Source organism: Tsuneonella litorea, assembly GCF_025154015.1.
In the GTDB taxonomy this organism is placed as follows: domain Bacteria; phylum Pseudomonadota; class Alphaproteobacteria; order Sphingomonadales; family Sphingomonadaceae; genus Tsuneonella; species Tsuneonella litorea.
This window is the reverse complement of record NZ_JAOAMV010000008.1, coordinates 89278-113979: the sequence shown is the minus strand read 5'-3', so window position 1 is coordinate 113979 and position 24702 is coordinate 89278. Positions and strand designations below refer to the sequence as shown.

The window sequence follows — 24702 nt, the reverse complement described above, 5'->3', positions numbered from 1 at the left end:
TCGCTGATCTCCCGGCTGTCGGGATCATTGAATCAGCGGTTTAGTCCCTCGGCAAGGGGAGTTTTTCAACAGAATACGCCCTCCTTTCCGCCATTCAACGGGCTGTGCTCTCTCTCCGAGAGCCGTCGTTCGTTAGGCTCACTTTGAATGTTCGGAATTCGCTCCAGCGTCTCTTCTCCCAGTCCGATAGTCTGGGAGAGGAGGATCTGATGCCATTCCCCTGACCTCGACATCTTCGATTTTCTCTCTGACAGGCCCGAGGTCGCGACTGAGTCCGCGAAAGACCGCTTCCCCTTCGATCAGAGAATTTTCGATCGCCGGAATGCCGCTCTTTGCCTGGGAAAGCTTATTCTCAGCGTTCTGTACCCCCTCGCTGAATTGGCGAAGACGTCTTCGCGCGCTGGTGGAAGCGCTTCCGTCCGAAATTCGGCGATCTGCGTCTCGAAGATCAATCGCCCATCCACCGATCCGTTGCCGCAAGTCTGACAATCTTCCTTTTGTTGAGCCCAAATCTTCGTCCCAACCTTCGACATCCGATGCGAGATCGGCCGTCGTGACTCGAAGCCGGGCAAGATCCGAGGTGATCGCTCGCTGCTTTTCTGGTTCCAGTCCTTCGTTCAAAGCGCGGACACTGTTTGCCACGCTCTCGACGGTAGCGGTCGCATTCCCCCCAAAAAGTCCGGTTCCGTCCGAGGGCGGTATGATCTTCCTTCCTGAATTGTCGGCGTATATGCCTTGACGGCCCCTTCGACCCTCGAGCACCAGCGCTGCCTCGCCGGTTATCAGGTTGGTACTGATTGTCGCTTCAAGGCCGTCAACTTTCGCTGCATCAGGATCGAGAGTCAGCACGACGAGAACGTTTCCCGGTCCATTTTCCGCCAGGCGGACCGATGTTACCCGACCCACAGGAACACCCGACAGTGTTACGGTCGACCCCGGCTGAAGGCCTTCCACGGAGCGATCAAACCTGACGAGATATGTTTCCTGATTGGGCGTGGGATCGAGAAGCCACACCGCAAAAGCGATGGTGGCAAGCATCAGAATGCCAACGATCCACCCCACTAAGGAAAAGTTTGCGTTAGTTTCCATCTTGCACGCAAACAGGGATTTTTCCGTCCGGCAGAGGTGCCGAAACATTGAAAGTTCGCGCCCCGCGTGCTCCTAGGGTGTCCGCCACAGTACCTGACCGAGGTTGGCCTTGTGGCGCAATCATTAGGGTCACAGTTTTACAGGGTGAGTTTCGACCAGGAAACGCTGTACTGCGTCGCCGAACGCATCGTTCTCGTCGCCCGCGACCATATGCGACGCACCAGCGATATCGCTGAATTTTGCATGGGGAACCAGTTTCCGGAATTCAGCGGCGCCTTCGGGAGAAACAAGGTCGCTAGATCCACCGCGCACGAGATGGACCGGGAGCGACAGCGCCGACGCAGCCTGAACAAGCTCGGTCGACCCGGCGGAAACGTCGTCGGTAATGGTGCGTCGGCGCGTAACGTTCTCGACGAATGCCGGATCCCAGTGCCAATAATACCGCCCGTCCCGTGCCTTTCGAAGGTAACTCTTCAATCCCGAGGAACTTTGCCGTCTCTCGCGGTGCGGCAGATATGCTGCGATTGAAGCGGAAGCGTGCTCGGGCGATTCGAACCCCTCTCGGGCGTGCTGCGCCATGAAGCCGAGGACCCGCGCGACCCCGTTCGCTTCCATTTGCGGCGTAATGTCTACGAGGGTTAGCGAGGCGAACGTGCCGGGCGCGATCGTGCCCTCGGCCACAAGGCCCGCCAATCCTCCCAGCGACGCACCGATCAGCGCCGGATTGCGCTCGAAACTCTGCGCAACTGCAACGAGATCCCGGCCGAAATCGTGCACATCATAAGCGCCGGTCGGGGACCATGGACTTTCGCCATGCCCTCTGAGATCGAGGGCAATCGCTCGGTATCCGGCCCGGCCCAGGCGAGTGCCGACCTTTCTCCAGGCGCGCCGTGTCTGTCCGCCTCCATGAGCCAGAAGCACAGGGAAACCGTCAGCCGGTCCGAATGTACTTGCGACAAGCGTCAGGCCGTCGGCACCAGGAAGCAACAGGCGATCCTCGTTCACGAGCGCGGCCTCCGGGCAAGAAAAAAGAATGTCAGCGCCGCCAAGGCACAGCCAATGGCTGCAATTATCGATAGGTCTGCCAGGATAGCTGCCGATACGATGAGCGCTGCCGCAATCAGGTCGCTGGAACGCATGGGCGCCGCACCTGACGGCCTTTCCAGTCGCGCAAGATCCTGAGGATCCAACCGGATCGGCAGCTGTCCGCGGCGAGCGATCGACGCCAGGTTCTCGACGATCTCCGGGGTGCCGAGAAGCGCGCGTATCAGCGTCGATGCTGTCCGCCGGGCATTTCCGCGCAGGTTTGCCAGGCTGGCGCGCTCCATCAGCAGTTGTTTGCCGATCGGAGCAAGTTCGGACGTTATGTCGAAGCGCGGGTCAAGACGGCGTACGAACCCCTCGGCGGTGAGCAGCGTGCGCAGCATCAAGGCGAGGTCGCCGGGTAGGGCCAGTTGGTAAGTCCGCAGAAGATCGAATACATCGGCGAAAATGCCAGACAGGTCGATCTGGTCGAGAAGCGTGTTGCGAAACTTGCCGACCAATTGATTAAGCGATGCCTTCAGCGCCTCACGATCGACCGCCGGATTGCCTGCCCACTGAAGGAGAACATCGACCAGATCGTCGATATCTTCTCCGGCGATCGCCAGTGACAGGCGCACCAGTTCGTCCCGCCGCTCTGGCAGCAGAGTGCCTACCGCGCCAAAGTCGATGAACACCAAGGTCCCGTCGGGGCGGATCAGCACATTGCCCGGATGCGGATCGGCGTGGAAGCGACCGTTGAAGATTATCATGCTCAGCACCGCGCGTGAATAGCCGCGCGCGACGGACGTAAAATCCACGCCGGCGTCCCTCAGTGTGGCCAAGTCGGTCGCCGGGATCGCGTCGACCCGCTCCTGGACATTGAGACTGCGCCCGCTCACCTCGTTGTCGAAGTGGGCTGTCTCGATCCCGAACCGTGCAAGATAGCTGCCGATCTCCGCACTCGCGCGTGCTTCAGCGCCCAGATCCATCTCACGATCGAGGCTTTCGGCGAAGAACCGCAACAGCTCATCGGGCCTCTGTCTTTCGACAAGGGGACTGGCGCGTTGTGCCAATCGGGCAATGCGCCGCAGTAAACGCATGTCGGCATCCACGACACTTTCGATTCCCGGTCGCCGGATCTTGACGATGACCGGTACGCCGTCGCTCCGTATTCCTGCGTGCACCTGCGCTATAGAGCCCGCCGCGATCGGCTCCCGATCCAGCTCACGAAAATACTGGCCGGAGTCTTCCCCGAGAGCATGGGTGAGCGGAGCCTCGACACGCTCGAACGGTACACCCGGAACGCGATCGTGCAGCTGCGATAGCGCTGCCGTCCAATCCGGCCCCAAGAGATCGCTTCGCATCGCGAGGATCTGGCCAAGCTTGGTCGCGACTGGTCCCAGTTCGCGCAGTGCCTCGACCAGGGCTTCCGGGCGCGTCGGATGTGCATTGGTTTGAGATCGGCCGGATCCCAACGCGGACACGATGCCGCCCAGCCCGTGACGGCCGAGAATTGCTATGACCTGCGCAAGCCGCTTCCGGTCACTCATGCGCGAAGGCGGCATGTCTGCCATCAGAGAGCATCCCGCCGTACGTTTTCGCTGACCATCTCCAAAAGCGAATGCAAAGTACTCTTCTGTTGCGGCGTCATTCCGCTCCATATTCGCAGGTGGGTCGCGTCTGCGGCCCGTCTGAGGTCAGGGAGTATTTCCTCAACCCGTCTCGTCAGGCCGAGACTCCAAGACCGCCCGTCCGCCGGGTCACGGCGGCGCTCGATAAAGCCTTTCTGGGTCAAGGCGGTGACCGCCAAGCCAATGGTGGCGGATTCGAGTTCGAGACGCCTGGCGATGTCGGTCTGGTTCAGGGCAGGATCTTTGATGAGCTGCGCCAGCACACGCCACTGCGTACGATTGAGGCCAAGCGGCTGTGCCCGGTCATCGAATGCCTTGCGCGCGGCGCGACTGATCTCGTCCATCATGAAGATCGCTCGATCATCGTCGGTGATGACATTGTCGAGTGCGAGAGTGTCCTCGTCTTCCGTCATGAGTGGGTCCTATCGATCAGGAAAAAATAGTAAAGGACTTTCGTATTTTATTTTGACCGCTATATCGCTCGTGCAACGGGCCAAACGATGGCGAGGAGCGAAATTACCATGGCGGACGAGACAGCAGGCGATAGCGATCAAGGCGAACGTCCGAAGGGGTTGTCCAGTCCGCGGGTCCGGCTTGGTCTGCTGATCGCCGTCATTCTGGTCCTGCTCGCCGGGGGCTACTGGTATTACAATCATCAGACGTACGGCCGATTCCAGCAGTCCACCGACAACGCTTATATCGCCGCCGACAGCGTCATCATCTCCCCCAAAATTGCCGGCTATGTCGAGCGCGTACTGGTGACTGAGAATCAAACGGTTGCGTCGGGCGATGCACTTGTGCAGCTGGACGTGCGGGATTATCGCGCCCAGACGAACCAGGTCGAAGCCCAGATCGCGGCGTCGCTCGCCGGAGCTGATACGGTTCGCGCACAACAGCGAGAGCAGGATGCGGCTATCGAGCAGGCCCGTGCCCAACTTGCCGCGGCATCTGCGCAGGCCGGTCTGGCTGCGGAGCAGGTTGCGCGTTATCGCCCCCTTGCCGCTTCCGGAGCGGAGCCGCGCGAAAGGCTCGACCAGCTGCAGGCCCAGGCCAGAGAAGCGCAAGCCCAGGTCGCGGCGGCGCGCGCCGCGCTCACGGCTGCACAGCGGCGGCAAGGCACGCTGGGCGAACAGATAGACCAAGCCAATTCGCAAGCCAACGCAGCTCGTGCGCAGCTTGAGGCGGCCCGCCTGAACCTGTCGTCGACCACGCTCAGGGCGAGCATTTCCGGGCGGGTGGGTGACCTCACGGTCCGGCCCGGACAATTTGTCCAGCCCGGCCAGCGCCTGATGAGCGTGGTTCCCACCGACCGTCTTTATGTGACGGCGAATTTTAAGGAAACGCAGCTCGGCCTCGTCCGCCCCGGGCAACCCGTCACCCTGGAAATCGACGCGCTGCCCGATCTCGAGTTATCGGGGAGAGTGGAAAGCATCGCCCCCGGGACCGGGGCGGAATTCTCGATCCTGCCTCCGCAAAACGCGACGGGCAATTTCACCAAGATCGTTCAGCGCGTCCCGGTCCGCATATCCATTCAGGCTTCTTCCGAAGTCCTGCGTCTGCTGGTGCCGGGCATGTCCGTTGTCGCCAGCGTTGATACCCGCGGCGCCAGAGACGAACTCGATTCGATCCGCAACGCGGCCAGAGACTGACCGATGGCAGGTGCCTCTGCTGCGGTTGCTCCGCCGGTCGAGAAGGCCGATGCCACGGCCTGGATCGCCGTAGCCGCCGGTGCACTCGGCGCGATGCTGGCAACGCTCGACATCTCGATCGTCAATTCCGCGCTGCCGACGATACAGGGAGAAATCGGCGCGACCGGAACCGAGGGCACGTGGATTGCGACAGCTTTCCTTGTAGCCGAAATCATCATCATCCCTCTGAGTGCATGGCTGGAAAGACTGCTCGGCCTTCGAACTCTGCTCATCGTCGCCGTTTCCGCCTTTACGGCCTTTTCGGTGTTGTGCGGCATTGCCACCGATTTGACGACCATGATCATCGGCCGCACCGGTCAAGGATTCATGGGAGGCGCGCTGATTCCCACCGCCATGACCATCGTGGCGAAGCGGCTGCCTCCATCGCAGCAACCCATCGGAATGGCGCTGTTCGGGATGACGGTGGTCCTTGGTCCGGTCATGGGGCCGCTCGTCGGGGGCTGGCTTACGGAGAACCTGAGCTGGCACTACGCTTTCTTCGTCAACGTGCCCGTCTGCGCCTTGCTCCTGGCTCTGCTCTTCATCGGGCTGCCCCACGAAAAACCTGACTGGGTCTACCTGCGCGAGGCGGATTGGGCAGGCATCGTGGGTATGATCCTTGGCCTTGGCGGGCTGACCGTCGTTCTGGAAGAAGGTCACCGTGAGGAATGGTTCGAATCCACACTGATCGTGCAGCTCACGTTGATGACGATCGTCGGCTTCGCGCTTCTGACTTACGGACAGCTGTATGCACGCAAGCCAGTGCTCAAATTGCGCCTGATGCTCAGCAGGCAGTTTGCCAGCGTCGTGGTCATGGCGCTGGCACTCGGCATGGTCATGTATGGCTCGACCTACGTGATCCCGCAATTTCTTGCGATAATCTCCGACTACAATGCCTTGCAGACTGGGTTCGTAATCTTCTGGATGGGTGTTCCGGCCTTCCTGCTGATGCCTGTGCTGCCCTTCATGATACGAAGGATTCACATCCGGATTGCGGTCGGCGTGGGCATGTTCATCATGGCGCTAAGCTGCTTCGTCAGCATCAATCTGACAGCGGCATCGGGAGGTGGAGTGTTCACCGAAAGCCAATTCCTGCGAGGCATCGGCATGATCCTCACGATGATGTTCCTCAATCAGGCGACGGTAGCTTCGGTTGCCAAGGAGGATGCCGGCGATGCTTCCGGGATTTTCAACGCTGCGCGAAACCTCGGCGGTTCGTTCGCGCTCGCGGGGCTTGCCTCGTTCCAGGATCAGCGCCTGTGGCATCATAGTCGGCGCATGGAAGAAACCCTCAACGCCAACAGCCCCCGGCTACAGGAATACCTGGACGGCATGACGGCGTCGCTGGGCAGCCCACAGGCCGCGCTGGAGATGCTTTCCGGCATCATTCAGCGCGATGCGTTCGTAATGACCTACAACGATGTGTTTTTCGCCATGGGCGCGATTACCCTGGCCACGGTGCCGCTGGTACTGTTCCTCAAGCCTCTCCCGAAGAACGTATCCCTTTCGATGCACTGAGAACTCTATGCGCAAGACCCTAACTCTCCTCGCTCCCATGGCGCTCCTCACGGGTTGCATGTCCGGTCCCGACTATGCCGGTCCCCCGCAACCTGCGACCGCCGCAAGCGACGCGTTCGCACGGGCCGGCCCCGAAATCGATCCGTCAGCGCCGATTGCCGGCGACTGGTGGACGCTGCTCGGCGATCCGGTCCTCAATGATCTGGAAGCACGCGCGCTGGCCGGCAATCCGGGCGTGGCCGCGGCGCGCGCTCGCATCGAACAGGCAAGGGCTTCTGTCCGCCAGGAGCGCGCCAACCGGCTGCCCGCCGTGGCTGCGCAGGCGACTGCGATCCAGGCGAAGATTCCAGGTCTGGATATCGGCAGCGGCCCGCCCGCGGGATCGCCCGGCGCTCCTGCAGACACCGAAGAGCAGGACAGCCTCAGCGTTTACAACGTCGGGCTCAATGCAAACTGGGAGATCGATTTCGCAGGGGGGCAGGCACGGCGTGTCGAGATGGTCAACGCTCAGGCTGCGGCCTCGGTGGCGAACGCCGAGGATTCGAAAGTTCAGCTCGCCGCTGAAGTCGCGCGGGCTTATGTGAGCCTGCGGGAAGCGCAGGGGCGGCTCGAGCTCGTCCAGCGCGAGCGTGAGTTGCAGCAGCAAACTCTCGAATTGACCTATCAGCGCTATACGCAGGGCGCTCTCGCGCTATTCCCGGTCGGCAACGCGAACGCCGAGCTCGAATTGCTCAACTCGCAGATCGCGGAAGCGCAAGCGGACATCGATGTGTTCAAGGACACGCTCGCGGTGCTTACGGGCGAAGCGCCCGGAGCACTCGACGGGCTCCTGACGGCTCAGGCCGAAATTCCGCTTCCCCCCGAACGGGTCGCGGTGGGTGATCCCGCCGCGCTGATAGCGCGGCGGCCGGATGTTCGTGCCGCGGAACGAACGCTCGCGGCGGCGAATGCGCGCATCGGAGTGGCGGAGGCCGCTCGCTTCCCCAAGCTTTCATTCATGGGCATACTCGGTTTGGGCGGATCGCAGCCGGATGACATCTTTGATCTCGGCAATCTGTCAGCGATCGCCTTGCCGAGGCTACAGTGGAACCTGCTTGATTTCGGCCGCACGGCAGCATCGATCGATCAGGCCGAGAGTGCGCGCGACGAGGCCGAAGCACGCTATGTTGAAGTGGTCCTCGGCGCACTGCGCGATGCCGAACAATCGCTTGCCCGGTTCGGGCAGCAACGAGCCAACGTAGCCGCGCTGGCGCAAATCAGTCGACAGGCCGACACGGCTGCGGAGCTTAACGAGCAACGCCGCGCAGCGGGGGTAATCTCGCAGGGCGAGCTCAACACTTCGATCCGCCAGCGCGAACAGGCCAGAGCAAATCTCGATCGGGCGATCGCCGCCATGACAAATGGCTGGATCGCGATCCAGAAGTCCTTGGGACTGGGATGGGCCAATTTGCCTGCAGGCCAGACCACGGTGGTTGAGTCGGCCACAGTCGATCGAGATAGGGCTGGGCGATCGAACTCAAATTGAGTTCGTCGGTTTGCTTTGGTAGATCTCGGGCGCGCGGTTTCCAAGCCTAGCTGCGGCGAATAGTTATGCTGGTGGTGATGGCGCATTCATCCGATCGTAACGACTGCTATCTGTCTACCTCTTGAGTTGGCTCTCGACCCAAGCAATTATGTCTTCCTCCCCCCATGCGACCGCATAGCCACCCAACTGCACCGGCTTTGGAAACTTACCCTCGCTCATCCAGCGATAGATCGTCGAACGGCCGAGGCCGACACGGTGCTGTACTTCGGGCAGACGAATGAGACGGGTGACCCGGCGGGTTTCGGTCGCTCCCTTGTCGATCTCCTCACCCACGATGGCCTCCTTCGACACCGGCAAAGACATCGCCAAGCAGCGCATCCTTGCGTTCGAGCTCATCGATGTGATCGGAAAGCAGGCGGGCGACACGATGCGCGGTGCCCTTGGCCCAACGCGGCTTCACGTCGTGGACCTGGTTACCCAGGACACGCTCGAGAGCCGAGGGCAGCTCACCGGAAAAGTCCTCGAAGAATTGCGCGAGGTCAGATTGCAGCCACGCGATTGCGTGATCGCCGCTACTGACCAGAAACAGGAGCAAGTGCGCGTGCGGCGCGACGCCGCTTGCGGCGAGAATGCGCAAGGTTTCGCCGAGGCTGGCCGAGCGTTCGCCGGCAAGGACGCGGCGCAGGGCATCCTTATGGATCTGCGCGTCACGCGCGATATCGCAGCGGGCACGGCCGCTGGCTTCGACAGCGGCCAGAAGAAGCCGGGCGAGGTCCGCGCGAACCTGTTGTTCGGCAAAGAGCGCCATGTTGGTCATCGACGAATCCTTATCTCTAGAAGTGATCGACTCACCGGCTAACCGCTAAGGAAGCCTGTAGGAAAACGAAAAGAACATTAAGAGAACATAGAGGAAGGAACGAATCACCTTCCTTCGACGATTCGCGCGAATTCCGGCCGCCGGCGCGCGTATCGAGGCTCGCTTCGCGCAGAAGCCGGCACAGTCGGCGCTGCTCCGCGATCAGCCTGCGCGGATCCCGTCCATCACACCTTCCGATGTCGCATTTCGCTTGGTCGGTAGCCCCAAAATCCAATTCCCGATTTCCTACAGCCCGGCTCCGGGGAGAGGAAAGAACATACAGCGAACGCATCGCTGGCTGATGTTCAATCCCTCGAAAGGTTCCATCCATGACCACCAAGACTGCCCTTCCGGCCCAGCAGCGCACGCCCAATCGGGCCCGTGGCCGCGACTACATTCTTCCTGCCTGCGTGGCGCTGGCCTGCGCCGGTGCCGCCTTCGCCGGCGCCGACACCACCTTTGATCCCGCGCTCACCAAGTTCACCGACTTCCTCGAAGGCTCGGGCGGCAAGATCATCACCGTGCTCAGCCTTGCAGGCGGTCTGATCGGTCTCGCCTCCGGACGCTTCTCGCTCGGCCAGGTCGCCGTGCCGGTCGGCGTCGGGATCGGTGTCGGCACCGGCGTTCCGATCGTCACCTCGGTCGTGACCGCGGTCATCTGATCAGCGGATCCGGTCACGACAGGAGGGCGGCATCATGGCTGACAGGTACCTCGTTCCACGGCGGCTCGACGACCCGGAGCTCATCGGCTTCTGGACCATCGACGAGTTTGCAGGGATTCTCATTCCCTTCGCCTGGGGCATCCTCTCGCAGCATATCTTTATCGGTATCGGCCTGGCCGCCGGGGCCTGGCTTGCCTTGCGGAAGGCAAAGGCACGCGGCGCCGGTTCGGCACTGGTGCATGCTGCGTACTGGTACCTGCCCGGGAGCTTTCTCGGGCTGAAAGCCACGCCGCCCTCCCACTGCCGCCTGTTGGCGGGCTGAGGGAGGCGACCCATGCGAGCAGAAATCGCGCACGAACAGGCGCAGACTTACCTTCGGCAACGCAATCGCTTTGCCGTGCTGGCAGGCGTCCTTGGCCTCACCACGCTGGTCAGCCTTGGCGCCGCCGTGACCCGCGACGAGCAGCTTGTGCTGGTGCCGATCACTGCCGAGCGGATCACCGTTTCGAGCGGCGGGATCGACGCGCCCTATCTCGAGCTCGTCACCCGCGACACGGCGCTGATGCTCCTCAACCGGGCACCCGAAAGCCTCGACTACTGGATGGCGAACATTCTGAAGCTCGCCGATCCCGCCGCGCACGGCCGCCTCAAGGCCGAGCTCGTCCAAATCGTCGAGGAACAGCGCGGCTCGGACATCAGCCAGGCCTTCGTGATCGCGGAAATGCATCTCGATCCCAAGGCCCTGACCTCGACCGTCACCGGCACGCTCAAGACCTTCGTCGGCGCGCAGGTGATCGCGAGCCAGCGCCGCTCTTTCCGTTTCCGCTGGTCGAAGCGTGGCCTCAGCCTCGCGCTCGCCGGCTTCGAGCAACTTCCCACCGACAAGGAGGAAACCGGCCAATGAGCCTTCTCCCATCTCCCCTCGCTGCTGCGCTTGCCGGAACCGGCCTTGCCTGTTTCGCGATTGGCGCGACAAGGCGTCCCGATCCCGGGCTCAAGCTGACCGGCCTCGCCGTGCTTGTCTTCGCGCTCGCGCCGGTCCCGGCGCATGCCGACCAGTTCGTCGAAGCGGCCGACAACGCGACCATCGACTGCGAACTCGCCCGCGGCGAACTCACCCGGATCGCGCTCATCGATGACGGCTTTGCCAATGTCTCGAAGATCGCGAGCGGCTTTCCCTACAACGACTTCCAGGTGACGCATGAGCCGGTGCGCGGAGACATCTATATCTCCGTGCCTCCGCAGTTTGCCGCTGCCCGGGTCAGCTTCTTTGCGACCAGCAAGGCGGGCTACGTCTACAAGTTCGCCTGCCGCCTTAGCGGCGAGGAAGCGACCCAGCTTTTCATTACCAATCCGGCGCTGGCTAAAGCCGCGGCTACCGAATGGGAAACCGAGACCGGGCCCGAGGACGCCGCGATCCGCCTGATAGAGGCGATGGCAAGCGATGCCGTCCTGCCCGGCTTCACTGCCCGCGCCCAACTTTCGGCTCCACGCCGTACCGGCGGGATCGAGGTCCAGCTGGTCGCCGAATACCAGGGCGATGAACTCACCGGACAGCGCTTCCTCGTACGCAACCTCGGCCAGGAGAGCCTTGCGCTTGGCTCCGAGCGCGAAGGTCCCGCAGGCGCGCTCGCCTTCGCCTATGGCCGCGATGCACTCGCTCCCGGTGAAGCGACCAGTGCCTTCCTTGTCTTTGCCAAGGGAGGGCTCGACTGATGTCCGAGGCAACACAGAAGGACGCCGAAAAGAGGCCTCTGCCGGGCTCGCCGGAAGCGCGCGAGAGCGGACGGCGCAACCTCAATTCGCAGATCGCGCAGCGCCAGAAGATGCTGCTCGCCGGGATCGGGGCCATCGCGCTCATCGGCGGCGGGATGTTCATTTTCGGCGGCGACGGCGACGAGGGCGGCACCGATGCCAATGGTGCGGCGACAATCGACACCGGCGGCCTCGTCAATCGCAACCTGTCGCAGCGCGAGTTCGTCGCGAGCTACGGCAACCGGCTCGATGCACAGGGCCGCGCGATCAAGGATCTGCAGCAGGCCCAGCTGCCACGCCCCGAGATCGAGCAGGAGCTCGAAGCCTTGCGCAGCGAGAACGCGCAGATGCGCTCCGACGGCCAGGCGGCGATCAACGCGATTTCGGCCGAGAACGCCAATCTGCGGTCACAACTGAGCGACGCTGCGAAGGCAACTGCAACCGCTCCACCCTTGCCGCCGCCACCGGCCTATGGTCCCGGCGTCGGCATCGGCGTCAGCACCGGCGGGGCTGTCCAGCCACCGCAAGGAGTGCCGGAAGCGCAGGGCGACCAGCTCAGCCTGATGAGTTTCAGCACGGAGGCAGGCAAGGACGGCAAGCCGCGTGCGGCTGAGACTGCGCCAGCCTTGTTGCTGGAAGCGAGCCGCGATTACCTGCCGCCCAATAGCTACGCACCGGCAACGGTCATCGTGGGTGTCGATGCCTCGACCGGCGTTGCCAGCCAGAGCGATCCGCTTCCCGTGGTGCTCCGGATCACCGGACCGGCCCGCTCGGTGATGCGCGGCAACAAGCTGCTCACCACCGACATTACCGGCTGCCTCGTCAATGGCGCGGCGCGCGGCGATCTCTCGGCCGAGAAGGTCTACGTCAAGCTGGTGCGCATGACCTGCGCGCAGCCCGGTGGCCGCTTCGCAGTGAGCGAGGTCAAGGGGTTCATCTCCTTCGCCGGAAAGTCGGGCGTGCGCGGCCGCGTGGTCAGCCGCGAAGGCAGCCTGGTCAGCCAGGCACTGCTGGCCGGGATCGTTGGCGGCTTCGGTCGCGGATTTTCCGCCAACGCCAACGGCATCTTCACCGGTCAGGTCGGCGCCAACGGTCAGCGCGAAGCGCTGTCGCCGACCGACATCCTCGCCGGTGGCTTCGGGCAGGGTGCCGGCGAAGCCGCCGACACCGTCAGCCGATATCTCATCGAACGCGCCGAACAATACCAACCCGTCGTCGAGATGCCGACCGGCATCGAGGTCGAGATCGTCTTTCTCGACGGCGTCCACGTCAGGAGCCCCTCCAAATGAACTACAATAACCACCGGCCGGGCCTGAAGGCCCGCGCCGCCCACCTTGCCATCCACATGTCTCTGGCCCTTTCGAGCGCCGCCGCCGTGCTGACGCTCGGCGTCTCGGCCGTCACCGCAATGCCTGCGAACGCCGCGGGGATGGCGAGCGATGTCGCGCAGGCACTAAAGCTGCGGCTGCCCAAGACCCCGATCGATGCGATCAGCTGCGACACGCTCGGGCCCTGGTGCGAAGTCGTCTCGGGCGACACGCTGTTCTACATCGACGAGACCGCCCGCTATCTCTTCGTGGGCCGTCTCTACGACATGGAAGAGCGGCGCGACGTGACCGCCGCCCGGCTGCTCGAACTCAATCCCGACCTGCTTGCGGCCGGTGCGGCGCGTGTAGCCAGCGACGCGCCAGCGGGACGCGACGAAGCGCCGGTCCAGGCGGGTGCCAGCCATGTCGACCTCTCCTCGCTTCCGGCTGCGGGCGCGATCCACTGGGGCAACCCCAAGGGTGAACGCCTGGTCGTCTTCTCGGACTTCCAGTGCGGCTACTGCCAGCGCCTGACCGCCGAACTCGTCAAGGCAAAGGTTATGATCGAAGAGCGACCGATCTCGATCTTCGGCGCGGCAAGCCGCAAGATTTCCGAGGCGGTGCTGTGCGCCAAGGATCCGGCAAAAGCGCTCCATGCGGCCTATGCCGGGCAGGCTCCGGCGAGTGCCAAGACCTGCAAGGACGCCAAGGCGCTCGATGCCAATGAGGCCTTCGCGAAGGCCAACGGGTTTGCCGGAACTCCGGTCATCGTGCGCGCCCGCGATGGGGCGGTGCTGCATGGCTACCGCGATGCCGCGGCGATCCGCCGCTTCGTCGCCGAGGGCAAGGGAGAGGCACAATGAGCCGACTTCCGATCCTTCGCGCCGTGGTGCTCGCCGCGCCGCTCCTCCTGGCCAGTGGCTGCGCCAGCCTCGGCGGCAACGTCAAAGGCAGTTTCGCCTGCCGCGCTCCCGAAGGAACCTGCGCGCCGACCTCCGCGATCGATGCCGGGGCGACCGGTATCGAAAAGGCTGACACGTCTCACGCGCATCGGACGGTGACCCCGACCGGAGAAGCGGTTCGCCGCCTGCAAGTCGTTCTGACGCCCTACCGTGACGCGGCGGGCCGCGACCATGAGGCGCGGGTCGTTCACCTGACGCTGCCCGAACAGGCAGGGACAGGCTGGCGCGCGCCGCAGGGCCGCCGCGAAGTCCTGCGCTCGCTGGCATCGAGCATTGCCGCGACACGCGAAGGCAACCTCGCAACCGATTTCCAACCGCCAAAAATCCAAGAGGCAGACACATTGCCGGAACAGCTGTTCATCCCCTCGCAGCCCGTTCCGGCGATGCCCGGCGCTGACGCGCCGGAACCCGGGGGACCTGGCTCGTTTTCCCCTCCCCGCGAGCCGGTCCCCCACCCTGAAACACCTGAAGGAGAGAGCCGGTGACGCTATCCCTTTCTGCCGCGCGCGACGCGCTCTCGCGGGGCCTGTTTGCCGACACGGCCCGTCCTGAAAAGCCGCAGGCGCATTTCGGGCTCGACATGCTCTCGGACTGGCTGCCCTACCGGGTCTATGACGAGGGGGCGAAGCTCTACCGCAACGCCCGCTCGAAGGGCTTCGTGCTCGAAGTCACCCCGCTGATCGGGGCCGACGAACGGACCGGCGAGATCCTCGGGCAGTTCTTCTCCGAAGGCCTGCCGCAGGGCGCCTGCCTCCAGGTCCTGAACTTTGCATCGCCGCGGATCGGCAGCGTGGTCGGCCCCTGGTTCGCTCCGCGCTATGAGCAGGGCGGGATCTACGAGGCCATCGCGAGGGCGCGCACCAAACGCCTTTACGATCTCGTCTGGAATTCGGGCTCGGCGCATGCGCCCTTCCATGCCCGCAACGTCCGGCTGATCGTCTCGCTCGGCGTGCCGGTGCCGGGCAGCGTGACCGACGCGGAACTCTCCGAATGCCGCGAAGGGCTGATGGGCATGCTCCATTCGCTCGGACTGCACACGCAAGAGCTGCGTCCGGGCGGATTGCTGGCGCTGATCGACGAGCTGACCTCGCCGACCACCGCGCACGAGACCGATATCCATGCGTGGAACCCGCACGATACGCTCGACGTCCAGGCCATCCGCCGCGACATCGAGCTCGAGGTCGGCGACGATCGCCTGATCCTCAGGACCGAGCGCTTCCGCGAGACCGGCCGCGACGAAGAGGGCAATCCCGAAGTCGGCGAATGCTATCCCGACCATTTCGACGTGCGGCATTATGCCGTGCGCTCTACGCCTGAGCGCTGGGCGCCCTGGGAATGCGCGCGGCTCATCGGCGACATGTTCACCGACAAGCTGCGCTTCCCCTGTCCGACGGCGACCATGCTCTGCCTGGTCTACCCCGACCAGGAAGCCGCATCGGCGCGCGCGGGCTTCAAATTCATGCGCACGACCAGTCTCAGCCAGACCAAGAGCGCGCGTTTCTTGCCCAAGCTCGCCGAACAGTCGGCCGAATGGCGCCACGTCCAGGCCGAACTCCAGGCCGGCAAGAAGCTCGTGAAGCTGTTCTACGGACTCACCAGCATCTCGCCGCTCGGCCAGGGCGATGCGCACGAGCGCATCATCAAGGCGATCTACAAGGCAGCGGGCTGGGATCTTGCCGACGAGCGCTTCCTCCAGCTGCAGGGCCTCGTTGCTGCCTTTCCCCTGAGCCTTGCCGATGGCCTCGCCGACGACATGGCGCGGTTGAAGCGTCTCAAGACCATGCTCTCGACGACCGCAGCGCATATCGCGCCGATGCAGGGCGAATATCTCGGCGGCGTGATCCCGCACCTCCTGCTCGTCGGCAGGCGCGGCCAGCCCTTCTGGTGGTCGCCGTTCGAAAACACTGCCGGAAACCACAATATCGCGATCTGCGGCAAGTCGGGCTCGGGCAAGTCGGTGCTGCTGCAGGAGCTCTGCGCCGCCCTGCGCGGCGCAGGCGCCAAGGTCGTGGTGATCGACGACGGGCGCAGCTTCGAGCATTCGGTCAAGCTGCAGGGCGGACGCTTCGTCGAGTTCACGCTCGCCTCGGGCTTTTCGCTCAACCCTTTCTCGATGGTCGACGATGCCCGTGCGCACGAAGACGAGGATTACCGCCTCGACTGCTTTGCCATGATCAAGGCGATTGTCGGCCAGATGGCGCGTCCGGGCACCGCGCCGAGCGACACCGAACGCGGACTGATCGACCGGGCCGTGACCGCGACCTGGGAGGCCCTCGGAAGCGGCGCATCGGTCGACGATGTCGCGCATGCGCTTCATGGATCGGAAAGCGAGGCGGGCCGCGATCTCGCCACCGCGATCGCGCCTTTCTGCCGCGGCGGCAGCTACGGCGGGTTCTTTGCAGGCAAGGCGAGCTTCGCGCTCGACGATGATTTCACCGTCTTCGAGATGAGCGACCTTGCAAGCCGCGAGGAACTGAGGAGCGTTGTCCTCTCGGCGATCATGTTCATGACCAGCCAGGCGATGACGCGCTCATCGCGGGCGACCAAGAAGCTGCTGCTGATCGACGAGGCCTGGGCCATGCTCAAGGGCGGCTCGATGGGCGAGTTCGTCGAGACCTATGCCCGCACGGCGCGCAAATATGGCGGCGCGCTCGCCACCGCGACGCAGTCCCTCAATGACTATTACAAGTCCGACGGCGCGCGGGCCGCGCTCGAGAACAGCGACTGGATGCTGGTGCTCCAGCAGAAGGCCGAGACGATCGCCGATTTCAGGGCGAACGCGCGGCTCGACATGGACGACCGAACCGAAACGCTGATCCGCAGCCTCAAGCGTTCGGGCACCGAGTACAGCGAGGTCTTCATCAAGGGCCCCGAGACCGAGGCGGTCGGCCGGCTCGTGCTCGATCCATTCTCGGCGACGATCTACTCCTCCGATCCCGACACCTATGCCGCGATCCAGGACTGCGAGCGGCGTGGGCACAGCCTCGCCGGTGCCATCCGGATCGTGGCGGGAGGCGGACAATGATGGTCTCGCATCTCGCCGACCGGACCCCTCCGGCCAATCTCGGCAGCCTGCTGCCATTCCTGCAAGGGAGCTGCTTCGTCCTCATCGAGACAGTGCGCTTTGCCGCGACCTCGCTGCTGATCGTGCTGGGAATGCCGCTCGCGCTGTTCCTGTTCGTTGCGGGCTGGGACCTTGGCGCCCTCTTCACCCAGCTCGCCAATCTGTCGGACCGCTACCTCGAAGCCGACGGCCTGCGCCGCAGCCTGTTCAGCCAGGACCTCAAGGGCTGCTTCCTCGTCCTGGCGGGCGCGGTGACGCTGTTTCGCATGCCGCGCTTCCTGAAGCGGCTCGCGGCCGATCTCGACAACCATCCGGCCCGGGAGGCAAACCGTGACTGATACGCGCAGATTACCATCCTTCAATCGCCCGCTGGTGCTCAGAATTCTGGGCGTGCTCGCGCTTGTGGTCGCACTGCTCTGGGCAGCCTGGGTCAGCCGCGAGCTGTCCGAGCCGCGTCAGCAGATCGTCACCGTCCGGCTTGCCGAAACCATCGCGGCTTTCGTCGATGCCGAAGCGCGCGGAGCACAGGATCCCGAAGCCAGTCAGGCGCGCGTACTCGCTTTCCTCCACGCGTCCGAGCGCGCCGTTGCGGAAATGGGAACCGATGGCCGCGTGGTGCTGGTCGGCGAAGCGGTGCTCGCGGGCGATGCCCCCGATGCTACCGATGAACTGCGCGCACGGATCGCCCGCCAGCTTGGCCAGGGAGGGGGTCAGTGACGCACTTTGCTTCTCGTCTTGTCCGCACGATCAAACGACCGCTTGTCCTGACCGGCCTGGTGCTGCTGCCGCTCGGATGGGGCGCGGTCGACGCCTTCGCAAAAGACCATGGCTTCCTCATCAATGCCAGCCCGAGCCTGCCCAACTGGGCATTCTGGCTCGACAAGCATGCGCGGATCGAACGCGGCAGCCTGATCTTCTTCGAGCCGCCGGCAAGCAGGCTCGTCGAAGTGCATTTCGGGAACGGCGCGCAGCTCTTCGGCAAACGGGTGCTGGGCGTGCCGGGCGATGTCGTGAGCCACCGCGGTCACGAGGTCTTCATCAACGGTCGCAAGGTCGCCGCGCGGCTCAATGAGACCCGTCTCGGCATTGCGCTTCACAAAGGCCCCGAAGGACCGATCCCCGACGGCTGCTTCTACACCGGCACCAGCCATCCCCGCGGCCTCGACAGCCGCTACGCCGAGATCGGTTTCGTCTGCCGCGGCCAGATCCTCGGCAGCGGGAGGGCGATCCTGTGAGCAAGCTCATCCTCCCCGCAGCCCTGCTTGCAGTGCTGCTCTGCCCTGCCGAGGTACTGGCGCGCGACTATGGCCAGCGCGGCACGGTGTTTCCCGTGATCGAGCGCGACCTCCTCGAACAAATCCATTCGCGCCTGACGCAGATGGAACGTTCGGGCGAGACCGCACGGCTCAATGAAGACCTGAAGCGCCGCACGATCGCGCGGGTGAACCGGCCCGACCCTGTCGCCGGGATCGTCCGGGCGAGCGAAGCCCGGCGCTGGCACTTCGATCCGACGATCACGCTCGCTGCCGATATCCGCGGGGCAAAAGGCGAGCTGATCCATGCCGCTGGCACGAGGGTCAATCCGCTCGACAGCGTCGGCCTTCGCGCCGATCTCCTGTTCCTCGACGGCGACGATCCCGACCAGCTCGCCTGGGCGCTCAAGCAGGACGCCAATGCCAAGCTGATCCTGGTGAAGGGCGCGCCGCTCGAGCTGATGAAGGCCCGCCAGCGCCGCTTCTATTTCGACCAGGGCGGCAAGCTCACGGAAAGGTTCGGGATCAGGTCGGTGCCCGCACGCGTGCGCCAGCAGGGCCGCCTGCTCGAGGTCAGCGAAATCGCGCTGCCACCGAAAAGGAGGGCAGCCCAATGACCCGCTTGCGAAAACTGGCGCTCATGCTGGCCGCCATTCTTGGTCTCGCCACCGCAACACCTGCGATGGCCGATGCCGGTCCGGGACGCTGCACCGGGAGTTTCGTCAACCCGATCACCGACATCTGCTGGTCGTGTCTGTTCCCGATCTCGATCGGCGGGCTGGACATCTGGCCGTCGAGCCGCCCCGATCCCGATAACCCCGATCTGCCGGTTTGCCTGTGCGGTCTGAGGCCCGGGATCGCGATGGGCTTTTGGGAGCCGGTGCGGCTTGCCGATGTCAGCATGAAGCCGTGGTGCTTCGTGAACCTCGGCGGCATGAAACTCGATCCGGGCTTCGATATCGGCTTTCGCTCGATCTCGGGTCCTTCGGCGGTGGGCGGCGCGAGCCAGTATTATTCGAGCTGGCATGTCCACTGGTATGCCTATCCGCTGATCTACTGGATGGAGATCGTCGCCGATTTCCTGTGCCTGGAATCGGGCTCGATCGACATCCTCTACATCTCCGAGATCGATCCGCTATGGCAGGATTCCGAGCTCACGGCGATCATCAACCCCGAGGCCGTGCTCTTCGCCAACCCGTTGGCGCTCGCCGCCTGTGCGGCAGACTGTGTCGCCTCGACCGCGAAGCTGCCGATCGACGAGATGTTCTGGTGCGCGGGCTGCCAGGGGTCGATGTATCCGATGAACGGCAATGTCTCGGCATCGATCGGGCACGTCCAGGCCTCGCGGCTCGTGCTCTCGCGCTTTGCCTACAAGCTCCACCGCGAACTCGTCTCGTGGGGGACGATGGGGTCCAAGGGCCTGTGTGGCAAATATCTGATGCCGGTGATGCGCAAGCAGCAATACCGCTTCCAGGCCACCAACCCCAACCCGGCGACCTCGGGCCGTTACGCCTGCCCGCCCATCGGCGCCTCCACCACCTTTCAATCGGCCGGACAGGTCATCCCCGCCATCGGCGAAGACATGGGATATCTCGTCTGGCGCAAGCGGAACTGCTGCGCGCTATGAACAAGCACCTCCTCCTTTTGCCCGTCGGCCTTGCCGTCACCCTCGGTGGCCTCGCTCTCGCCCAGAGCGCGCCCGAAGGTATCGACCTCGAAGCGATCCGCGAGCGTGCGGCCGAACACGCCGACGATGCGCAGGCGCTCAGCACCAATGTTCGCCAACGCGCCGAGGCACTGACCGAGGACGCACAGGCTATCCAGGCGCAAGCGCAGGCCAATCGCACGGCCTACGCAGACAGCATCAAGGCTATCGAGACTGACGCCGTCCTCGACTTCGACGCGATGATCGCGGGGCAAGCCGCCGCCGAGAAGGCATCACTCGGGGGAGCCCCGCGCTTCATTGCCTTTGCCAGCCTGTCGATGCCGCCCGAGGCGCTGAAGACGTTGGTCCACGACATGACCAGGGCCGGCGGCGTCACCGTGCTGCGCGGCTTCCCGCAAGGAAACAGCGAGGCGTTCAAGAAGCGGCTCGCCGCCATCTGGAGCACAAGCGACGCGGCCGGTTCGCTCGGCATCGATCCGCGGCTGTTCCGCGCCTTCAACATCGAGGCCGCGCCAAGCTTCGTCATGCTGAGCACCGAGTTCAGCCCATGCGACGGGTTCGATTGCACCAGCGAGGTGCCGCCGCACGACCGCATCGCGGGAAATATCAGCGTGGGAGAAGTCCTCGAGACCTTTGCCTCGGGCAAGGGTCCGGGCGCCGAGCTTGCTCGCCTCCATCTGCGCCAGCTCTCCAGGGAGGAACGGCCATGACCGGCAGAACCCTCGCCAATCTCCTTACTGCACTCGTCGCCCTCACAAGCGCGGCTTCCGTTCAGGCTCAGACCCGCGATGAAGCCCGGGCCGACGGCAAGGACTTTGCCACCGAACTGCGGGGCGGAGCGCGCGATGCCGCAACGACCAATCCCGATGCCGCGCGCATCCCCAACTTCGATCCGCAAGCGACGCGCGACCTGCAGGATCTTGCGCGCGATCCCGACCAGATCGAGGCCCGCGCCCGCAGCGCCGCCACGACCAGCACGCCGATGCGCACCATCCGCGACAGCGTGGCCAATCGCGCAAGGTTCGAGCCGAACGAGATCGAGGATGTGATCGCCCGCAGCCTCAGGATCAATGAGACGCCGCTCGACTACACGAGCGGCATGGCAATTTCGGGCAGCCAGGGATCGTGCGTTCCGCTGCCGCCTGGTTCGGGGTCGGCGGGCACCTATACCGCGACCTGCAATACGGGCACACGGATCGATCAGTCGGTTGGCCAATGCACGGTCCCGCTCGTCGCAAGGGTCAGCCAGCAACCGCAGTATCATTACCTTTGCAGCCCATTAAGCAGCTTCAACCTGGCAGGTGAGCCGGATTGCGAAGAATTCTCGGGCGCTCTTTGCCAGGTGACCGGACACCGGGACGGTCCGTGCCTGCAGTGGGGTTGGTCCGGCGGTCGCAAGTGGTGCACCGAGCCGGGCGATCCGCTTACCGAGCTGACGTGCAACGAACAGGTCGCGGGGCAGACGCCCTACCGCATCGCCACGGCGACCACCGTAACAACGACCCCTGACGAAAGCCAGTGCACAGGTCTTGCGGACAATAGCGATTGCACGCTGGACGCCGAAATCTGCACCGATAGCGATCCGCAGACGCGCGTGATCGACGGCGTCTCTGTCACCAGGCCCTGCTGGGAATGGCAACGCAGCTACACCTGCATTGCGCGCGAAGCGGCGACCGACTGCTCCGACATCGAAAGCCAGGGCACCTGCCGCTTTGTCCGCGAGGAATGCCTCACTGACGAAGACCCTTGCCAGACCTGGGAGCGCATCTACGAGTGCCCGCTTCCCGGAAACGATAGCTCAACCCAGTATGTCTGCGACGGTGATGTCTATTGCATCGACGGCAGCTGCGAGACGATCGAGCGCACAGCTAACGATGAGTTCAAGGATGCCGTCACCGCGCTCCATGCGATGGACGAGGCCCGCGGCCAGTTCGATCCCGAGACGCTGACGCTGTTCCGCGGCACCCGCAACACCTGCTCCTCCAAGGTCTTCGGCGTGCTCAACTGCTGCAAGGGCAAGGGCTTCCCGCTCATCCCCGGAATCAGCCTGCTGGTCGCACTCGGCTGCAACCGCGAGGAAGTGCTGCTCCACGAACGCGATGCGCAGGGACTGTGCGCTTATGTAGGGACCTATTGTTCGGACAAGTTCCTCGGCGTCTGCCTGACCAAGAAGAAGGTCTACTGCTGCTTCGAGAGCAAGCTCTCGCGGGTCCTGCAGGAACAGGGCCGCCTCCAGCTGCCCAAGCCGTGGGACAAGCCCAAGGAAGAGCAGTGCGAGGGTTTCACGCTCGACGAATTCGCCCGGCTCGACCTCAGCCAGATGGATTTCAGCGAGGTCTATGCCGAGTTCACCGAGGCTGCGCGGCTCCCCGACGAGCTCGAGACCAGCATCCTCATCCAGCAGAAAATCGAAGACTATTACGCAAGGAGTGGCCAATGACGCGCCGCCAATCACTGCCGATGCTGGCCCTCCCAGCACTGGCCATGTGTCTCGCTGCACTGCTTCCCGTTCGGGCAGTTGCCCAGGAAGCGCGCCTGGCAGAGCCAGCTGCGTCAGCAGACAGCCTCTACTGCGAGCAGCGCAGGCTCGGCTATTGGTTCTATTGCGTAAAGCCGGTGCCGGCAGAGGAGCCGCAGATGGCGCAGCCACCGGCCCAGTTAACCGCAACGCAAGAACTCGACGCGGTCACGGGGGAACTGCGCGAACTCAAAGCGCGTGCAATCCTCTATCCGACGCCGGAAAACGTCACCGCCTATATCCGCTTCCAGCGTGCCCAGCTCGACCGGGCTTCGCTGTTCTCCGATGTCTGGCAGCGCGCGATCTGGCAGGATCCCGAGCTCGACTACACGCTCGAACGGCCGGTCGGCGCGCTCGCCAAGAAGCAATGGCAGGACGCGCGCGCTGCCGACCGCGATGCGGTGATGGCCCGGCTCTCCGAGCGCTATGGCCTGTTCTACTTCTTCGCCCAGACCTGCGGCGCTTGCGAAGTGATGAGCCCGATCGTGCGCTCGGTGGCGGACCGCTGGCATATCGCTGTCCGGGCGATCTCGACCGATGGCGGACCGTCCCGGCACTTCCCCGACTACAAGGTCGAAAGCGGCCAGCGGCCGCGCATGGGGCTCGAACCCGGCATCACCCCGGCGCTCGTGCTGTGGGACAGCGTGGCCAGGCGCCCGATCCCGATCGGGTACGGCGTGCTCTCGGTCGACGAGCTGCAGGACCGCATCTACCTCCTCACCTCGAAGGAAGCCGGACATGATTACTAGCATCCGCAATGCGGCGCTCACCATAGCTGCCGCCGGCATGGTCGCGTCCCCCGTCGCCGCAAACGTCGGCGACAGCATGGACCGTTTCATGGACGACATGGGCGCGGCGGCCAATGTCACCGGGCCGAGCGCGTTCGAAGGACAGTCGGCGGGCTATTACAGCCTCGGCAATGTCTGGACGCGCTTCCCGCAGAAGACGACCAACATCGCCAATCTCCAGCTGCCGCGTGCCCGCGCTGGTTGCGGCGGTATCGATATCTTCGCCGGGTCGTTCTCCTTCATCAACGCGAGCGAGATGGTCGCGCTCTTGAAGGCCGTCGCGAACAATGCGGTGGGGTTCGCCTTCAGTCTGGCGATCGATACCGTCTGCCCCGAGTGCTCGAAGATCATGCAGGAGTTTAGCCAGAAGGCGCAGCTCATGAACAATCTCTCGATCAACTCCTGCGAGATGGCGCAGGGGCTGGTCGGCGGCGTCTGGCCAAAGGGCGATCTCGCCGACAAGGCGATCTGCGAAGCGATCGGCAATTCCGAAGGCATCTTCACCGACTATGCCGCTGCCAAGCATGGTTGCGGAACACGCGGCCAGCGCACCTCGACCAATGAGGGTGCCGGCGCCGACTATGCCGACGTCAATCCCGGTGTGCCGCGTAATTACACCTGGCACGTCCTCAAGCAGAGCGCCTTCTTCAACCCGGGTGGCACCTTCGACCGCGATCTTGCCGAGTATGCGATGACGCTCATCGGCACGGTGATCTACGTGCCGCCCCGCGACGACGAGCCGGGCAAATTCGTACCTTTCGCGGGCGATGCCTCCTCGACGCTGGTGACCGCGCTGCTCGATGGGACGCAGGGCCAATCGGTGCGGGTGTTCCAGTGCGACGAGCCCGATCAGTGCCTGAACCCCACTTTCCAGCAGATGAGCCTCTCGAGCGCAAAGGCCATCCGGCCGCGCGTTGCCCGGCTCATCGGCAACATGGTCGAGGCCATCCGCAGCGACACAGCGATCGGCGACGAGGAGAAGGAGCTGCTCCAGGTGGCATCGGTGCCGCTCTACAAGATCCTCACCGTGCAGGCGGCCTATGGTCGCGGGATGGCAACCGACGACCGCGACACGCTGGCCGAGATCGCCAGCATCGATCTCCTCTATGCCATTCTCGAACGCATCACCGCAGAGGCTGGACGCTCGATGGCGAGTTTCATCGCGGCCGACGAAGCCAAGCTCGCGATCTGGCGCACTCAGGTTGCCGAGGTGCGATCGAGCCTCGCCCAGCGGCAAGCGACCGGGCAAGCGCGGGTCTCCGCGATCATGCAGATCATCGAGAAGACGGCGATGATCGAGAATATGCTCGCTGCCTCGATGTCGCCGTCGATGGCCGCCGCGCTCGACTGGTCGCGCGGGATGCAGTCCCGCTCCATCGTTCCATAAGGGTCAGGCA

At 64.1% G+C, this 24702-nt stretch carries 26 protein-coding genes; 20 read left to right on the top strand and 6 right to left on the bottom strand.

Features of this window, described 5'->3' with window-relative positions:
- Nucleotides 1-138 precede the first annotated feature (138 nt).
- From N0B51_RS14085 to N0B51_RS14070, 4 genes are all read right to left on the bottom strand, one after another.
- Nucleotides 139-1089 carry an MlaD family protein gene (locus tag N0B51_RS14085; protein WP_259963217.1) on the bottom strand — a complete coding sequence of 317 codons (951 nt, stop codon included), beginning with the start codon at nucleotides 1087-1089 and terminating at the stop codon, nucleotides 139-141.
- A 129-nt stretch (nucleotides 1090-1218) separates the two neighbouring features.
- Entirely contained in the window at nucleotides 1219-2094 is an 876-nt protein-coding gene (locus N0B51_RS14080) for an alpha/beta fold hydrolase (protein WP_187335529.1), read from the bottom strand.
- Nucleotides 2091-3686, bottom strand: a complete 1596-nt coding sequence (locus N0B51_RS14075) for an ABC1 kinase family protein (RefSeq protein ID WP_187337189.1) — start codon at nucleotides 3684-3686, stop codon at nucleotides 2091-2093. The genes N0B51_RS14080 and N0B51_RS14075 overlap by 4 nt, the downstream gene beginning before the upstream one ends.
- Nucleotides 3686-4156 carry a MarR family winged helix-turn-helix transcriptional regulator gene (locus N0B51_RS14070; RefSeq protein WP_215227341.1) on the bottom strand — a complete coding sequence of 157 codons (471 nt, stop codon included), beginning with the start codon at nucleotides 4154-4156 and terminating at the stop codon, nucleotides 3686-3688. The genes N0B51_RS14075 and N0B51_RS14070 overlap by 1 nt, the downstream gene beginning before the upstream one ends.
- 87 nt (nucleotides 4157-4243) lie before the next feature.
- Between N0B51_RS14070 and N0B51_RS14065 the strand changes: the two genes are divergently transcribed.
- Genes N0B51_RS14065 through N0B51_RS14055 form a run of 3 tightly spaced genes read left to right on the top strand, consistent with a single transcriptional unit; the run spans nucleotide 4244 to nucleotide 8474 of the window.
- Nucleotides 4244-5392, top strand: coding sequence for an HlyD family secretion protein (locus tag N0B51_RS14065; RefSeq protein ID WP_375545964.1), 1149 nt, complete (start codon nucleotides 4244-4246; stop codon nucleotides 5390-5392).
- Nucleotides 5393-5395: 3 nt separating this feature from the next.
- Nucleotides 5396-6949, top strand: a complete 1554-nt coding sequence (locus N0B51_RS14060; protein WP_215227340.1) for a DHA2 family efflux MFS transporter permease subunit — start codon at nucleotides 5396-5398, stop codon at nucleotides 6947-6949.
- 37 nt (nucleotides 6950-6986) lie between these two features.
- Nucleotides 6987-8474, top strand: coding sequence for an efflux transporter outer membrane subunit (locus N0B51_RS14055; protein WP_259963215.1), 1488 nt, complete (start codon nucleotides 6987-6989; stop codon nucleotides 8472-8474).
- Nucleotides 8475-8588: 114 nt separating this feature from the next.
- Here the strand turns inward: N0B51_RS14055 and N0B51_RS14050 are convergent, their stop codons facing one another.
- Together N0B51_RS14050 and N0B51_RS14045 are read right to left on the bottom strand one after the other, a co-directional pair.
- Nucleotides 8589-8807, bottom strand: a complete 219-nt coding sequence (locus N0B51_RS14050; protein ID WP_259963214.1) for a helix-turn-helix transcriptional regulator — start codon at nucleotides 8805-8807, stop codon at nucleotides 8589-8591.
- Nucleotides 8800-9291 (bottom strand): hypothetical protein, encoded by a 492-nt coding sequence (locus N0B51_RS14045; protein WP_215227339.1) that lies wholly within the window; start codon nucleotides 9289-9291, stop codon nucleotides 8800-8802. Before N0B51_RS14045 ends, N0B51_RS14050 begins: the two co-directional genes overlap by 8 nt.
- Nucleotides 9292-9659: 368 nt before the next feature.
- Between N0B51_RS14045 and N0B51_RS14040 the strand changes: the two genes are divergently transcribed.
- Genes N0B51_RS14040 through N0B51_RS13960 form a run of 17 tightly spaced genes read left to right on the top strand, consistent with a single transcriptional unit; the run spans nucleotide 9660 to nucleotide 24692 of the window.
- Nucleotides 9660-9992, top strand: coding sequence for a hypothetical protein (locus N0B51_RS14040; protein ID WP_187335525.1), 333 nt, complete (start codon nucleotides 9660-9662; stop codon nucleotides 9990-9992).
- 34 nt (nucleotides 9993-10026) lie between these two features.
- On the top strand, nucleotides 10027-10314 hold the full coding sequence (gene traL / locus N0B51_RS14035) for a type IV conjugative transfer system protein TraL (RefSeq protein WP_006834208.1): 288 nt from the start codon (nucleotides 10027-10029) through the stop codon (nucleotides 10312-10314).
- Between the two features lie 12 nt (nucleotides 10315-10326).
- Nucleotides 10327-10896, top strand: coding sequence for a type IV conjugative transfer system protein TraE (locus N0B51_RS14030; RefSeq protein WP_259963211.1), 570 nt, complete (start codon nucleotides 10327-10329; stop codon nucleotides 10894-10896).
- Nucleotides 10893-11708, top strand: coding sequence for a type-F conjugative transfer system secretin TraK (locus tag N0B51_RS14025; RefSeq protein ID WP_259963210.1), 816 nt, complete (start codon nucleotides 10893-10895; stop codon nucleotides 11706-11708). Before N0B51_RS14030 ends, N0B51_RS14025 begins: the two co-directional genes overlap by 4 nt.
- Nucleotides 11708-13036 (top strand): TraB/VirB10 family protein, encoded by a 1329-nt coding sequence (locus N0B51_RS14020; RefSeq protein ID WP_259963209.1) that lies wholly within the window; start codon nucleotides 11708-11710, stop codon nucleotides 13034-13036. The genes N0B51_RS14025 and N0B51_RS14020 overlap by 1 nt, the downstream gene beginning before the upstream one ends.
- Entirely contained in the window at nucleotides 13033-13917 is an 885-nt protein-coding gene (locus N0B51_RS14015) for a DsbC family protein (RefSeq protein WP_259963208.1), read from the top strand. The genes N0B51_RS14020 and N0B51_RS14015 overlap by 4 nt, the downstream gene beginning before the upstream one ends.
- Nucleotides 13914-14501 carry a hypothetical protein gene (locus N0B51_RS14010; protein WP_259963207.1) on the top strand — a complete coding sequence of 196 codons (588 nt, stop codon included), beginning with the start codon at nucleotides 13914-13916 and terminating at the stop codon, nucleotides 14499-14501. Before N0B51_RS14015 ends, N0B51_RS14010 begins: the two co-directional genes overlap by 4 nt.
- The gene (gene traC, locus N0B51_RS14005; protein ID WP_259963206.1) at nucleotides 14498-17041 is read left to right on the top strand and encodes a type IV secretion system protein TraC; all 2544 of its coding nucleotides are present in this window, start codon (nucleotides 14498-14500) and stop codon (nucleotides 17039-17041) included. The genes N0B51_RS14010 and traC overlap by 4 nt, the downstream gene beginning before the upstream one ends.
- Complete coding sequence (locus N0B51_RS14000; protein WP_259963205.1) at nucleotides 17038-17418, top strand: hypothetical protein; 381 nt, start codon at nucleotides 17038-17040, stop codon at nucleotides 17416-17418. The genes traC and N0B51_RS14000 overlap by 4 nt, the downstream gene beginning before the upstream one ends.
- Nucleotides 17419-17452: 34 nt before the next feature.
- Entirely contained in the window at nucleotides 17453-17797 is a 345-nt protein-coding gene (locus N0B51_RS13995; RefSeq protein WP_259963204.1) for a TrbI F-type domain-containing protein, read from the top strand.
- On the top strand, nucleotides 17794-18315 hold the full coding sequence (locus N0B51_RS13990; protein ID WP_259963202.1) for a S26 family signal peptidase: 522 nt from the start codon (nucleotides 17794-17796) through the stop codon (nucleotides 18313-18315). The genes N0B51_RS13995 and N0B51_RS13990 overlap by 4 nt, the downstream gene beginning before the upstream one ends.
- The gene (gene traW / locus N0B51_RS13985) at nucleotides 18312-18950 is read left to right on the top strand and encodes a type-F conjugative transfer system protein TraW (RefSeq protein ID WP_259963201.1); all 639 of its coding nucleotides are present in this window, start codon (nucleotides 18312-18314) and stop codon (nucleotides 18948-18950) included. The genes N0B51_RS13990 and traW overlap by 4 nt, the downstream gene beginning before the upstream one ends.
- Nucleotides 18947-19960 (top strand): conjugal transfer pilus assembly protein TraU, encoded by a 1014-nt coding sequence (gene traU, locus N0B51_RS13980; protein ID WP_259963199.1) that lies wholly within the window; start codon nucleotides 18947-18949, stop codon nucleotides 19958-19960. Before traW ends, traU begins: the two co-directional genes overlap by 4 nt.
- The gene (trbC, locus tag N0B51_RS13975; RefSeq protein WP_259963197.1) at nucleotides 19957-20709 is read left to right on the top strand and encodes a type-F conjugative transfer system pilin assembly protein TrbC; all 753 of its coding nucleotides are present in this window, start codon (nucleotides 19957-19959) and stop codon (nucleotides 20707-20709) included. The genes traU and trbC overlap by 4 nt, the downstream gene beginning before the upstream one ends.
- Nucleotides 20706-22439, top strand: a complete 1734-nt coding sequence (locus N0B51_RS13970) for a conjugal transfer protein TraN (protein ID WP_259963195.1) — start codon at nucleotides 20706-20708, stop codon at nucleotides 22437-22439. Before trbC ends, N0B51_RS13970 begins: the two co-directional genes overlap by 4 nt.
- The gene (locus N0B51_RS13965) at nucleotides 22436-23266 is read left to right on the top strand and encodes a conjugal transfer protein TraF (protein ID WP_259963194.1); all 831 of its coding nucleotides are present in this window, start codon (nucleotides 22436-22438) and stop codon (nucleotides 23264-23266) included. Before N0B51_RS13970 ends, N0B51_RS13965 begins: the two co-directional genes overlap by 4 nt.
- Nucleotides 23256-24692 (top strand): conjugal transfer protein TraH, encoded by a 1437-nt coding sequence (locus N0B51_RS13960; protein WP_259963193.1) that lies wholly within the window; start codon nucleotides 23256-23258, stop codon nucleotides 24690-24692. The genes N0B51_RS13965 and N0B51_RS13960 overlap by 11 nt, the downstream gene beginning before the upstream one ends.
- Nucleotides 24693-24702: the final 10 nt, after the last annotated feature.